Origin of the sequence: Clostridioides sp. GD02404 (genome assembly GCF_045898275.1) — a bacterium.
GTDB lineage: Bacteria > Bacillota > Clostridia > Peptostreptococcales > Peptostreptococcaceae > Clostridioides > Clostridioides difficile_A.
This window is the reverse complement of the sequence record NZ_JBJOCA010000001.1, coordinates 215,526-229,974: the sequence shown is the minus strand read 5'-3', so window position 1 is coordinate 229,974 and position 14,449 is coordinate 215,526. Positions and strand designations below refer to the sequence as shown.

Here is a 14,449-nt window from a genome sequence, read left to right as displayed (position 1 = left end):
AGTATATTATGTAATTAATAAATGAGATATTTTCAATAAAAACTTTAATATAAGAATACAGTTTTAACAAAGACATCATTACTTATAAATATTATTTGCTACGACTAGCTTATGCAATATAAAAAATCGCAATTTACATATTCCTTACATATTTTTGTAAGAAATATAAATTGCGATTTTTATTTTTAAGTTATATAACTAAATAATATTGCTTCAATAGTTAAATTTACTTTTTAATAATCATACTTGTTTGTAGTCTCACACATAACTACTTTTATCTTTTTGTTGAACATATTCTTATATTCTAATAAAAACTCATTTAATTCTGAGTCCATAAGATTTATTTTTTTATCACTACAAAGCATTATTTTTTCTTGGTCTATTATTACATTAATATCATTCAAGTCATTTTTTATGAATGTTGTTATACAACTTTTTGGCTGAATTTTTTCACCATATTTCTCATAAAAACCTGCACTCTTCTTAAACGATTCTAAATCTTCTGTAGATACTTTACTTGAAGTATTATCACTCATAAAACCTGCTGTAGAAGGGTCGATTCCAAAGTTTCTAAGTTGTTTTTCTACTTCTTCAGTGTCCATACCATATCTCTCCATAAATTGCTTTTGTATCTTCATAAACTTTTCTTGAGATATGTTGTTATCTCTCATATAATCAAATATTTTTCTTGAAAACTCAGCCATAGACATTTTTCCATCCATAACAGAAAAATATAAGTTATATATATATTGCTCAAATTTATCTACATCAGAATCTTTAACTTTGTTCTTTAGTTCGTTAAAGTCTATTATTCTATCATCAGACATTCTTCATCCTCCTAGCTAAATTTTTACTTGTATAAGATTATACCATATTTCCATTATATTTATATACACACTATTTTTTTAATTTAATCATTTTTTCTGTAGCATTTAATTCACACATTCTGCCTAAAGGAATAGTTACCATTGGGATGCAATGTCCAGACTGAAGATTATATATAGCTGGCTTATTTACCTTCTTTGCAAATTCTTCTAATAATTCTATCAACTCTTTTTCTTCAATACAATCTTTGAAATCTCCAAAAATTATACCATTACATTCCTCAAGTTTTCCTGAAGAATATAGTTGAGTTAACATTCTGTCTAGTTTATATTGAGATTCTCCAATCTCCTCAATAAATAAAATTTTATCTTTTGCATCTATTTCATACTTAGTTCCCATTGTCGCAATTATTAAGGATAAATTTCCTCCCATTATTATTCCCTCTGCTTTACCTTCACATACCGTGTAAATCTTTTCTTCTTTTGGGTTTTCTAAATAGAGTTCATCTTTAAATTCTAAAGCATTTATTAGAGATTTATAGGTAAACTCATCCCATTTGGCTACATTTGCTGCCATTATGCCATGATATGGTAAGAGACCACAATTTTTATAGAAAGCTAAGCTTAAACCTGTTATATCAGAAAAACCTATAAATGGTTTTGGATTTTGTTTTATTATATCATAATTTATTTTGTCCAATATCCTTGTTGTTCCATAACCTCCTCTTAAACACATAATCATATCTACATTTTTGTCTAAAAACATCTCTTCTATATCTCTTGCTCTGACATCATCATTACCAGCTAAATACCCTTTATAATTTAAGCTACAACTTTCGGAAAATTTAACTTCATAACCATACTTCTCTAAATTAGACTTTATTTCTTCTAAACTTGTATTTCTCAATGGCCCAGATGGCGCAATTATTCCTAACATTTAAACACCTCTTATTCTAAAATGATATATTTTTCCTCATGCTAAATCTATCTACTATAATTATAAGATATTTTATTTGTACTTGATACAGAATAATGATTTACATTAAATAATATAATTAATGAAGAAAAATAAATTTTTAATATAGTTAGGATGTGTTTTATGCTTAATATAAAAGCTCTTTGTAATGAAATAAATGATTGGGTTATAAATATCAGGAGAGATTTACATAAAACTCCAGAACTTGGATTAGAAGAGTTTCAAACTAAGAAAAAAATCATTAAATATTTAAATGAAATAGGTATAAATTATATTGAGTATAAAAATCATACAGGAATAACTGCATATATAAATGTAAATCCAAATTTTGAAACAGTTGCAATAAGGGCCGATATAGATGCATTACCTATAATAGAAGAACTCAATTATTCTTATAAATCCATCAATCTTGGTAAAATGCATGCATGTGGTCATGATGCACATACTGCTATTTTACTTGGCACTTGTAATATACTATTTAAATTAAAGGATTATCTAAATGTAAATGTAAAACTCTTTTTTCAACCTGCTGAAGAAACCATTGGTGGTGCTAAACTTATGATAGAAGATGGTTGTCTGAAAAATCCAGATGTTAAATATATATTTGGCCTTCATGTAAATCCCAATATCGATAAAAATTTAATTGAATTAAAATATAACACTTTGAATGCCTCCACTGATACACTTCGATTGACTGTAAATGGCTCAAAGTGCCATGGGGCTTATCCACACCAGGGTATTGATGCTATAGTTATATCTGCTCATATCATAACTGCTCTACAAACAATAGTCAGTCGAAATACAAACCCTACCGATTCTGTGGTTATTTCTCTAGGAAAAATTGAAGGCGGAATCAAAGAAAATATAGTTTGTGATAAAGTTATTATAAAAGGAACTTTAAGAACTTTAACTCAAGAAACTAGAAACTTTTCAAAAAAACGAATTAAAGAAATTTGCGATTTTACTTGTAAAACATTTGGAGGAAGTATTTCTGTTGAAATTGAGGAGGGTTATCCAGCACTTATAAATTCAAATCCTCTTGTAGATTATGTTAAACAAAATGCTATAGATTTGTTTGGAAAAGAAAATATTATCATTAAAGATACACCCACTCTTGGAGCTGAAGACTTTTCATATTTTTTAAGGCACTGTGAAGGAGCTTTTTACCATCTTGGTTGTGCAAATAGCAAAAAAAATATTACCTCTCCTCTACATACATCTACCTTTGACATTGATGAAGATTGCCTTGTTACTGGTGTCATGCTTCATGTAAAAAATATATTAGCTTTTTAATTATTAATATTTATATCTAATAATTTTTTATATTGACTCTCACATGGTGTTAGGTACTATTCTAAAATTACAAATGACAAACCAAATAATTGGAGGTAATATTATGAAACAAATATCAGTAAATCCTATAGGAAAAATACGTGTTCAAGGTGAAGAAATCTTTATTGAATTGGATAAAAAATATATACCCGCACTAAAAGAACTTGATGACTTTGCTCACTTAAATGTACTTTGGTGGGCAGATGGATTTGATAATACCGAATTAAGAAATATTTTAGAAACTCCAAAACCATATAAAAATGCGCCAGATATTATGGGAATATTTGCAACAAGGTCACCTATTAGACCTAATCCAATAGCATTAACTACTGTACAAATTATTAATATAGACCATGAAAATGGTATAATAAAAATCCCATATATTGATGCTAATGACAATAGCCCTGTTATTGACTTAAAACCATATACTCCAAGTGTTGATAGAATTGAAAATCCATCAGTTCCTAAATGGTGCAATCATTGGCCTAAAAGCGTAGAAAAGTCAGGAGAATTTGATTGGGAAAATGAATTTGAATTTTAAAACTATATAATTCTTCCTTTTATTTGCTTTAATATTAGTAAATTATCTTGTATACTTAAATATAAATAAATATAAAGGAGAAAATACATGACAATATTTAGTCTACAAGCAGCAAATTTATTTGGATGGATAGCTATGGTTCTTGGTGTTATCATGTCAATTAATGATAACAAAAAACAACTTCCAAAATTCAAAAATTTAAACTACTTTTTCTTTGCTTTCATAGGCTTATTTTACGCATTTACTTTATTTGCACTTGCTCAAAATTTTATACCACATATATTTAGAATATTAAATTGTATCATTTATATAATAATCCTAATAGCATGTAATAAAATTTCTACAAAGAAAAACCTTAATAGTAGTTTCTGGACATTATTTGGATTTTCAATAAATCCTATTTTATCAATAATTATTGTTTTCTTTATTAAAAATAAAAAATACAATTAAAATAATACATTTCTTTTTGAGAGTTATTTAGCAACTATAAAGTACACTTTTGTACATTAATTATCAGCTTATTTCTTATAACTCTCTATTTTTTTACTTTTATTTCTTATAACTTTCTACTTTTTGCCTTCTCTAACTAATTAATTACAAATCTATATAATAGTTTCTATAAACAATTTAACTTAAAAATGATACTTAACTATGTTAAACTAGTAAATGTAACCACTTATATGTTACAATCTTATATAAATATTATACATAAAAAAATTATACAAATAGATGTACTTAGTATTATATTTTTAATACTAGTTCAGTAATTTTCCAGTTACAGATTTAATAATAATTAATAGTAAGACATAATATTTTTATGACCTTTATTGATTATATTTTTCTGTTATCTGTTATTATCATTAATAATAAATATAAGGGGGTCTATATTATGAAATTATATTTAAGTGCTGATATAGAAGGTACTTGTGGTATTGTAAATTGGGATGAGACAAAACTTGAATGCGAATTTTCACATCACTACAGAACACAAATGAGCAAAGAAATAGCAGCTGCATGTAATGGAGCTACTCAATCTGGCATGTATGAAATACTTGTTAAAGATGCACATGATAGTGGTAGAAATATTAATCCAGACATTTTACCTGAAAATGTAAAAATACTTAGAGGATGGACTAAAGACCCACTAGTTATGATGGCTGGAATTGATGAAAGCTTTGATGCATGTATATTTACTGGTTATCATTCTGGAGCTACTTGTAATGGTAATCCACTTTCTCATACCATGGATATTGATTACGACTATTTTAAAATAAATGATGAAATAGCGTCTGAATTTACTATAAATGCTTATATTGCTGCATATTATAATGTTCCTGTAGCATTTTTAAGTGGAGATGAAATGCTTTGTGAGAGTGCAAAAAAACTAAACCCAAATATAGTTACTATACCTGTATCAAAAGGAATTGGAAATGGTTCAATTTCAATACATCCAAATCTAGCACTAAAAGAAATAGAAAAAGGTGTTAAAAAAGCTTTATCTGGAGATTTATCTAGACACTTAATAAAATTACCTGATAAATTCAAGATAGAAATAAAGTTTAGAGAACATTACAAGGCTTTTAAAGCTTCTTTTTATCCAAATATGAAAAAAATAGATTCTCAAACAATATTATTTGAAACAGAAGACTATTATGAATTTTTAAGAATGTTATTATTTATATAAATTAAGGAGTTGATTAAGATAAGTAATAAAAGAAGAATTCCTTTAGGCGAATTTATTTCTGTATTTTTATTTTTTGCTGTTTTTTTTGGTATAACTTTTTGTATTTTCACGGTTATAGGAATTGGCTTCTTATCATTCTTAGGTTTTGAATATAAATCTCTTGGGTCTGTACTAATTTTCTTTTTAATATATTTTTGTATAACTACCCCAATTGATTTTTTATGCACTACTATTTTAGATATATTTAGATATGTAAACAAATTACCTTACTCATTATATAAATTTTGCGAATTTATAATTGATTTTATACTAACTTTTCTAGCTATGAACATAATTGATACATTTATGGATTCAATAACGATTCCTTTAAGTACAGAAATCTTATTCGCTTTACTCTCTTATCTTTTATCCGAATGTATAGATTTTTTTGATAGAGATAAGAAAAAGTCCTAATAAAAAAGATAGATTTTTTGATAGAACACATACATTAGTGTATCTATTATATAATCTATCTTTATTTTATTTAACAAGTTTTCTTAATTAAAATATAGTTTCTTCTATCTCTTTAGTCATTTGTTTCGCATTATCAAAAAAATCTTCTATATATACTACTTCATCACTCACTCTTGAATATTCAGCTGCAAATGCCATTACATGACTTTGTATAGCCTCTTTCGCTGCGACTCTACTCTTTTCTAATTCTTTATTTGAAACTAATTTAACAAACTCAGAAATAAGATTTCTGTCATATTCCTCTACCATATTCTGTTTATTTGATGGTTTTATAACTATTTCTTCATTTTTTCCAAATTCTTTAATTCTTATCTCATTTTTATTTAAGTCTCCGCCAACTTCACCATGGCTAAACATTAGCTTTATAGTTCTTCCGCTTTCTTTAGTAAATGCACATAAATTAAAAGTAGCTGTCACTCCATTTTCAAACTGCAATATATTTACCATATTATCTACAACATTATTATCACATCTATAGACACATCTTCCATATGGGCTAGTCTCAAGTATTTTTAAAATATTTTCTTCTGTCGGATTTATATGAACAGCTCTGTTTATGCTTCTATCTTTTTCTAGATAAATTTTCTTGGCTGAATATGGACATTTTTTTTCAACTAAACATCGAAGACAGTTCTGTGCCATTTCTCCACTAGCATGTTGGTTGTTAAGATGCTTCAAACTTCCAAATGCAGATATTTTTTTACATCTACTACCTACTAAATATAATAAGATGTCCATATCATGACAACTCTTAGCTAAAATTAAAGGACTTGTTTCATTACTATTTCTCCAATTTCCTCTAGTAAAACTATGTGCAAAATGCCAATATCCTATATTTTCATTGTACTGTATACTAACCAGTTCTCCTAATTTCTTACTTTCTGCAATTTCTTTTAATTTATTATAAAATGGAGAATATCTAAGTACATGACAAATCATAAAAATCTTATCTTTATACTTATCACATAAATCATTTATATGCACCAAACCATCTAGACTGTTAGACATTGGCTTTTCTAATAATATGTGATAGCCTTTTTCAAAAGCTAGTTTTGCTACATCATAATGTCTATCATCATTTGTAGCTATTATGACTGCATCTGCCATTTTATCTTGTTCAAAAAAATCTTCTAAAGTTTCAAATACGTTTTTGCTATCTAAATTATATTTTTGTGTAAATAATTCTCTTCTTCCTTTTTTAGGTTCAGCTACAGCAACTATTTCACATACATCAGAATTTTCATAAATATATGGAGCATATGCATATGTTCCTCTATTACCTGCTCCAATTACAGCAATTTTCACCTTTTCCATACTTTAATTTATCCCCTTTATATTATTTATACTACTCTATTATAGTCTATTTTTACATACATTTGGATATTTTTAATAAAAGAAACAGCAGTTATAACTTTTCAATTTTAACTGCTGTTTTATACCAATATGTTAAATATTTTCAATCTATATATTTATTTAATGTTAATACAAAATCTTAAGTATTAAATACAGACTCTAAACACAATTTTTATCTATCTTATTGCTTTATTATCTTCTATTTTCTTTGTCTAATTTATCTAACTTCTTATTATATAAAAACATATAAAATGCTGCTGAAAATACTATTAAATATCCAACAACACTTAGCATATCTGGATAAACATTGAACAAGAAGATACTTAAAATTGCTGAAAAAATTATATTACTATAGTCAAATATAGAAATTTCCTTAGCAGGTGCATACTTATATGCTAGAGTTATCCCAAATTGACCTAAACTTGCAAATACGCCTCCTAGTAATAAATATATAAGTTGCATAGGAGTCATTGGTTCATATACTGCAAAAGCAATTGGCCCTACAGTAATCAACGAAAATACTGAAAAGAAAAATACAATTGTATAATAATCTTCTCTATCTCCAAGAACCCTTAAACATGTATATGCCATTGCTGCAAATATAGCTCCAGCAATTCCTCCTAGATATGGAATCACTTCTACACTAAATGTTGGTTTTATTATGAATAAAGCCCCTATAAATGCAATTATAATAGCTCCTATCTGTTTTACATTTATTTTCTCTTTTAGAGCAATTGCACAAAATATAACTACAAGAAAGGGACTCATTTTATTTAACATGTTAGCATCTGAAAGCATCAATCTGTCAATTGCATAGTAATTAAATATAACTCCTAAAGTTCCAAATATTGACCTATATAAAAGCACTTTTAAATTTTCCTTTTTACCAGTTAGACTACCTCTATGTTTTATGATAAGCCAAAATGCTATTATGGCTGATACCAAGTTTCTAAAGAACACTTTTTGAAAACTTGGTAAATCCCCTGCTAGTTTTACAAATGCAGACATCATTGCAAAACCAAGAGCTGATAATATTATGAACATTATGCCCTTTATTCGATTTGATTTGATTGTACTACTCATACTTACCTCTTTTCTATATAAATATATAAAGTCATATTAATTAAAGACTTCTACTAATAGATTAAATAATAATTATCTAAATATTCCAATTTATACTATAATTAAAAGTATAAATTATGTCAAGTAACTAATAAAGCTTTTCAATTAATAACAATAATAATTATAATTAAAAAGTTGTATGTTTTTATAGATTATTATTACAATATATAATATAATTTTATATAGTATAGACTTTTTTTAATTTATTATTTAGATTTTTAATAGATTTTTTAATTATGGAGGTATTTAAAACATGGAAATAAAAAGATATGAAGGAACTGGAAGAATGAGTAGAGCTGTAGTTCATAACAACACAGTTTACTTATGTGGACAAACTCATGCTGAAGGTGGAGTAATTGAACAAACTACTGAAGTTTTAGCTAAAATAGAAGATTTATTAAACAAATATGACTCAGATAAACAACATTTATTATCTGTTACTATTTATTTAAGAGATATGAAAGACTTTGAAGCTATGAACTCTGTTTGGGATGCTTGGGTTGAAAAAGGATTTGAACCTGCTAGAGCTTGTGTTGAAGCTAGACTTGCTAGAGAGCATTTATTAGTTGAAATGAGCGTTGTAGCAGCTACAAAATAATTAATTTAACTAACAAGGAGATATAATATTGATATTATATCTCCTTACTATTTTATCCATATCAATTTAATTATTTTCTACAGGCAATATCAATCTGGATGGATATTTACCTCCATGATAAATGATATTTTTTGCTTCTATATATTCAATACTATTATAACCTTCTACAGTGTTGCTATTTTGAAAAATAAAGTTTTTAGCACTAGATGTTATATCTAGTCTAATTTTATGACCAACTTTAAATGTGTTTGATATTTTTGAAGTTATAATTGAGAACTTGTAAATCTCTCCTTCTTCCATAAACTCCGACTTATAAAAACCATTTCTAAATCTAGCACCAAGTATACCATCAGCTAATTTAATTGAATTCCCATCTAAATCTACATCCATGATTTTTATAACCCAGTCAGTATCTTTGGCAGAACTTGATGCAAAGAACTCTAACTTTATATCACCTGTTATAGTAAATTCTTCACTAAAAGCATCTGATGTATAACACAACATGTCACTTCTTTTTTCTAAATCCCTATAGTTATTTGGAACACCAACTTCATTTTCTGACATATCAATTAGTTGTATTGATGGGTCTTTAGGATTATATATATACTTATCACACTTTTCTTCTAAAGCACTATCAAATACTAATCTTCCATTTCCTAAAGATGTGTTAGCATTCCCATCACTTATTAGATATAAAGGCTTATCTATTTTGTTTCTTATTGGCCAATTTGTTTCTGTCTTCCACCTATTAGAACCAACAGAATAATACTCTACTGGAGCAGTCTTATCTATATTGTTTTCTATACCTTTTAAGTATTTATCGAACCATAGCAGATAATTATAATCCAAATCATATCTCAATGAATTATTTCCTAAAGAAATACCATTTATATCTCTTAAAGTATTTGAGTTATGCATCCATGGACCTAAGATAGCCTTTCTCTTCCCTTTTTCATAACCTTTTATCACATCTAAAGCTTCTGTAGTCCCCATACCATTATCATCATACCATCCAGATACAACCAATGCAGGTACATTTATTTTACCTTTTTGTGAATGCCAATCCATCATATCCCAATACTCATCTTTTTCTACTCTTTTTAGCCATTCTTCTAGGAACTTAATCCTATACCCAAGAGCTTTAACAGGTATATTCTGTATTGGTCGTATGTTTAAAATATCATCCCAATCATCTCTTACCATTTTACTTCTATCAACTTTATTTCTTGATACCATAAATGCCCATGCAAGCATACCAGATACGAAGGCTCCTCCTTTTCTTGGTATGTCAATAAAAGGACTTCCTGAGGTTACTATACTAACTAAAGCTTTAAGATGTTTATTACTTGAAGATGCAGCTGCCCATTGAACATAACCAAGATAAGATGCCCCTAACATGCCAACCATGCCATTTGACCATTTCTGTGATACTATCCAGTTTATAGTACTATCTCCATCTTCCCTTTCATGAATCATCGGCTCCCAATCACCTTCTGATTCATTTCTTCCTCTAACATCTTGTATGACAACAACATATCCTCTTTGTACATATTTATAGTATATTTCTTTATCATTTTCTTTTCCATATGGAGTTCTCATAAGAATTGTTGGTGCTTTTTTAGTAGAATCTATAAAGTTAGGAAGATACACATCTGTAGAAAGTTTTATTCCATCTTTCATATCAACCATATAATTTCCACCAAATTTTATAGAATATATCTTTTCATTTTTATGAGTTTTATTCCATTCTTTTAATACAGTATAATCTTCATATCCATCCATAACTAATATAGTACAAGTTTCCCTAGATAGGCATATGAAACCAACTATTTTATTATCCACAATAATTATATCTAATGGAAATTTTTTATTTCTTTGAACCCATATGTATTCATTAAGCCTAGAATATGTCTCTCCTAACTTATTTATAATGATGCTTTTATCTGTATTTACTAAACTACTAGTGTATACATCAAAGTTATAAAATAAAGAGTTTAAATCCATTTTTGTAAGATTTAAATAGTATACATTTTCTTCTTTACTTATTACTTTTAAACTTTCGATTTTATTTGTAAAAGGATTCAACTTTTCAATTAATAACTCATTATCAAAAACTACATTTCCACTATATAGTCCAGATATATATAGCCTAAATTTTAGCAATTAAATCACCTCCTATAATCCCAAAGACATTTTTATAGCATATGCCACTGATATACCTGCATAATTTCCTAACACTCCACCAATTACTCCCATGACCACTGCCACACTTACAAGTGAATTCCATTTTGCAGATGCAGCTACTAAAGCTGAAGTTGGTCCATCAGCAATTGCTCCTACTATAGAAAGTATTACATATTGATACTTTATTTTTAAAAGTCTAGTTATACATAGATGGAAAACAAATGAAGCAAAAATTATGCTAAAACAGTAAAGCGTTATGGTGAAAGTTGAACCTAAAAACTCTTTTATATCTACTGAAAAACCTATAGTACATAAAAAGAATAATGCAACAAATAATCCTAAATCTAAATTCCCTTTTAGTTTTTTTACTGGCTTTAACTGAGCAATTATAATTGAAATAGTTGTAACTAAAAGAATTCTTGCTGCACTACTAAAACTTGAATTGAAATATCCAGAAAGAATTGTTGCGACCTCTGTAACCACAAAACCTATGGCTAACATCCAAGCAATATCTTTAATACTCCACTCTTTTGACTCCATAAATTCTTCATTCTGCTCATCCTCTAATTCTGATTCTTCTACATGATATGGCCAAAGTTTTTTAAACTTCTTTGAATTCTTTAGTATAGCTGGTAGAGCAAACATGAATATTAATGTTGGTACTCCAATTACATAATCTGCTGCATTTGCTGCTGCAAGAGTCTGTCGACTTACATTAAGACCTGTCCCAATGGCTGTAAGATTAGCACTTCCTCCAGTATATGTACCTACAAACATTCCAGCAACTTTCCAACCTTCTGATATTTTTTCTGCAAATACAAGTCCAAATAAAAATGCCATTATGCTTACAGTTAATACAGCTACAAAGATTGCAATCAAAGGCTCTTTTGATAACTTTGTCATTTCTTTTAAATCAACACTCATCAACATTATAGTCATAGAGACTGGAATGGCATATGTAGAAATAGTTCCATATAACTCAGTACTTACTGGAACTACTTTTAAGTTTGAAAGTATTATTCCCATTATGATTATTGTAAGTGCTGGTCCTAAACTCTTAATAGCTTTATATCTTTGTAAGTAAAAACCCAATGCAATCATTGATGTCATTATAGCAAGTATACTTCCTGTACTTGAAAAAAATGTATTCATATTTAACCTCCAATTTTATCATAAGTTTACTTCTATTCCTAAGCCTGGTTTATTGACAAGATTCATAATATCTCCATCCATCACAAATCCTCCAGAGATACCATTTATTTCTTCACAAAACATAAAACTATCAAGGTCAGCTTCTGTTATATTTTTTTTAGATGCAATTAAATTTGCTGCTGCTGTTATACCAATTCTCGTTTCAAGCATGCATCCTAACATACAATTTACCCCACTTGACTCGGCTATGTTATTAATTTTTATAGCAGGGTATATTCCTCCTGATTTCATCAACTTAATATTAAATGTATCAACTGCATCCTTTTTTATAGCTTTAATAGCATCTATTGGTGAATGTAGTGATTCATCCATCATAATTTTTATATTACTCTTACTTCTTATGTAAGCAGTTCCATCTAAATCCCAATATGGAAGTGCTTGTTCAATTGCATCAACACCAAATTCTTCTAATTTTTTGATAGTATTTATACTACTATTTACGTTCCACCCCTGATTTGCATCAATTCTAATTCTTATGCTTTCTCCAACAGCTTCTCTAATTAATCTCACAGCTTCAATATCATCTTCAGGGTTTATCCCTGCTTTAAGCTTCAATATCCTAAAGCCTTCTTTAACTTTTTCTAAAGCTTCTTTTGCCATTTTTTCTGGTTTATCTATACTTATAGTAATATCTGTTTGAACTTTATTATCAAACCCTCCAAGAACTTTATGAAGAGGTGCATTCATGAGTTTTCCTTTGATATCATATAAAGCTATATCAATAGCTGCTTTTGCAGAAGTGTTACCTATTATAATTCCATCCATGATTGTATGTATCATTTCAATATCCAGTGGGTCTTTTCCTATCAGCTCTTTTTTAAACATAAGTAATATTGAAAGTACATTATCCAAAACTTCACCTGTTACTGCTGCAAGAGGAGCTGCTTCACCAAATCCATAATATCCTTCATCAGTTTCAATTTTTAAAATTATACTTTCCCCATATTCAATTACTCCAAATGAAACTACCACAGGTTTTTTTAATCTAATTCTCAGTTTTTCAAATTTTATATCTGTTATCTTCATATTACCCTCCTTTTTGAAGTTATAATTTAATTTTTTAAATTTTATACTTCAAATTATATTATTACTTCAATGCATATGTCAAGATAATTTACTGAAAATTTACTATTTTCTAAAATATTCTTCAATAATCTTCTTTTAATTAATATTTCTATGCTAAATTCTTTTTTATTATATTAATTCAACAATAATTGATTTTTATAAATTTTTATTTACATTTAATTGAATTCTAATTATCAAAATATTCTATTTATTCTTATTGCCACTAATTCTATGTTATGCTATAATTACTTTGTTTTTATCGAATATTTATATTAATTTTATTAATTGGAGGTTCTTATGTTAGGTGAAAAGATGAGAAATATAAGAAAAAGCAAGAAAAAAACATTAAGTGATGTTTCCAAATTGACAGATTTATCTATAAGTTATATCTCTCAGATAGAAAGAGATGCTATTGAACCATCATTGTCTTCATTGAGAAAAATTGCTGAAGTTTTAGATACTCCTTTATATATGTTTATGGATGATAATAATACTGATGATTTAGTCATTAGAAAAGAAGATAGAGTTATGATGAAATTTCCAAGAAGTGAAATGTTTTATGAGATAGTATCTCCAATGCCAACATCTGAATTTACTCCTTCAAGTTTACTTGTAGAGTTTGAACTTAAACCAGAAAGTGAGGATGCTAAAGATTGTATATATCACGCATCAGAAGAAATCATGGTAGTAACAAGTGGTATGGTTGATATTTGTATGGGAGAAAAAATAATAAGATTGAATACAGGGGATTCAACATTTATAAAAGCCAACATACCTCATAAAATCATCAATCCTAGTAAAGATACAATAGCTCGTGGATATGGTGTTATTTCTCCTCCAATTTGGCCAATAAAATCTAAATAAACACTATATAAAATACATACTTTTTATATACACTTTAAAATATTTAAATACTACTTTTATTTTCAAATTGAAGTATTTATTTAAATCTATAATATTTATTTAAACCAAAAAATAGCTATTTGACTAACTAAACCATCTTGATTATGGTAAATAGTAAATAGCTATTTGTAAATTACATTTT

14 protein-coding genes are annotated in these 14,449 nt (G+C 27.6%); 7 read left to right on the top strand and 7 right to left on the bottom strand.

Annotated features, from left to right (window positions below; translation table 11 throughout):
• Positions 1-233: 233 nt before the first annotated feature.
• Both Q3287_RS01045 and Q3287_RS01040 read right to left on the bottom strand, forming a co-directional pair.
• On the bottom strand, positions 234-827 hold the full coding sequence (locus Q3287_RS01045) for a DUF3867 domain-containing protein (RefSeq protein WP_054269881.1): 594 nt from the start codon (positions 825-827) through the stop codon (positions 234-236).
• Positions 828-897: 70 nt separating this feature from the next.
• The gene (locus Q3287_RS01040; RefSeq protein WP_407963361.1) at positions 898-1,761 is read right to left on the bottom strand and encodes an LD-carboxypeptidase; all 864 of its coding nucleotides are present in this window, start codon (positions 1,759-1,761) and stop codon (positions 898-900) included.
• A gap of 162 nt (positions 1,762-1,923) precedes the next feature.
• Here Q3287_RS01040 and Q3287_RS01035 point away from each other — a divergent pair, with 162 nt between their 5' ends.
• From Q3287_RS01035 to Q3287_RS01015, 5 genes are all read left to right on the top strand, one after another.
• Positions 1,924-3,093, top strand: a complete 1,170-nt coding sequence (locus Q3287_RS01035) for a M20 family metallopeptidase (RefSeq protein ID WP_054276364.1) — start codon at positions 1,924-1,926, stop codon at positions 3,091-3,093.
• A 103-nt stretch (positions 3,094-3,196) separates the two neighbouring features.
• A complete protein-coding gene (locus Q3287_RS01030) occupies positions 3,197-3,673 on the top strand; it encodes an SAM-dependent methyltransferase (RefSeq protein ID WP_054276363.1) in 477 nt (158 codons plus the stop codon).
• Positions 3,674-3,760: 87 nt separating this feature from the next.
• Positions 3,761-4,123 carry a hypothetical protein gene (locus Q3287_RS01025; RefSeq protein WP_054276362.1) on the top strand — a complete coding sequence of 121 codons (363 nt, stop codon included), beginning with the start codon at positions 3,761-3,763 and terminating at the stop codon, positions 4,121-4,123.
• A gap of 439 nt (positions 4,124-4,562) precedes the next feature.
• Entirely contained in the window at positions 4,563-5,357 is a 795-nt protein-coding gene (locus Q3287_RS01020) for a M55 family metallopeptidase (protein WP_054269876.1), read from the top strand.
• A 9-nt stretch (positions 5,358-5,366) separates the two neighbouring features.
• The gene (locus Q3287_RS01015) at positions 5,367-5,810 is read left to right on the top strand and encodes a regulatory YrvL family protein (RefSeq protein WP_407963360.1); all 444 of its coding nucleotides are present in this window, start codon (positions 5,367-5,369) and stop codon (positions 5,808-5,810) included.
• Between the two features lie 87 nt (positions 5,811-5,897).
• Here the strand turns inward: Q3287_RS01015 and Q3287_RS01010 are convergent, their stop codons facing one another.
• Positions 5,898-7,184: a Gfo/Idh/MocA family protein gene (locus tag Q3287_RS01010; RefSeq protein WP_407963359.1), complete on the bottom strand. Its 1,287-nt coding sequence runs from the start codon at positions 7,182-7,184 to the stop codon at positions 5,898-5,900.
• A 231-nt stretch (positions 7,185-7,415) separates the two neighbouring features.
• The gene (locus tag Q3287_RS01005) at positions 7,416-8,306 is read right to left on the bottom strand and encodes a DMT family transporter (RefSeq protein WP_054269874.1); all 891 of its coding nucleotides are present in this window, start codon (positions 8,304-8,306) and stop codon (positions 7,416-7,418) included.
• A 292-nt stretch (positions 8,307-8,598) separates the two neighbouring features.
• Between Q3287_RS01005 and Q3287_RS01000 the strand changes: the two genes are divergently transcribed.
• A complete protein-coding gene (locus Q3287_RS01000) occupies positions 8,599-8,943 on the top strand; it encodes a RidA family protein (protein WP_054269873.1) in 345 nt (114 codons plus the stop codon).
• A gap of 66 nt (positions 8,944-9,009) precedes the next feature.
• Here Q3287_RS01000 and Q3287_RS00995 read toward each other — a convergent pair whose 3' ends face one another.
• Genes Q3287_RS00995 through Q3287_RS00985 form a run of 3 tightly spaced genes read right to left on the bottom strand, consistent with a single transcriptional unit; the run spans position 9,010 to position 13,365 of the window.
• Positions 9,010-11,106 (bottom strand): CocE/NonD family hydrolase, encoded by a 2,097-nt coding sequence (locus Q3287_RS00995; protein WP_407963358.1) that lies wholly within the window; start codon positions 11,104-11,106, stop codon positions 9,010-9,012.
• 12 nt (positions 11,107-11,118) lie between these two features.
• Positions 11,119-12,279 (bottom strand): DUF819 domain-containing protein, encoded by a 1,161-nt coding sequence (locus Q3287_RS00990; RefSeq protein WP_407963357.1) that lies wholly within the window; start codon positions 12,277-12,279, stop codon positions 11,119-11,121.
• Positions 12,280-12,297: 18 nt separating this feature from the next.
• Positions 12,298-13,365: a mandelate racemase/muconate lactonizing enzyme family protein gene (locus tag Q3287_RS00985; protein ID WP_054276358.1), complete on the bottom strand. Its 1,068-nt coding sequence runs from the start codon at positions 13,363-13,365 to the stop codon at positions 12,298-12,300.
• Between the two features lie 336 nt (positions 13,366-13,701).
• Here Q3287_RS00985 and Q3287_RS00980 point away from each other — a divergent pair, with 336 nt between their 5' ends.
• Entirely contained in the window at positions 13,702-14,268 is a 567-nt protein-coding gene (locus Q3287_RS00980; protein ID WP_054269869.1) for a helix-turn-helix transcriptional regulator, read from the top strand.
• Positions 14,269-14,449: the final 181 nt, after the last annotated feature.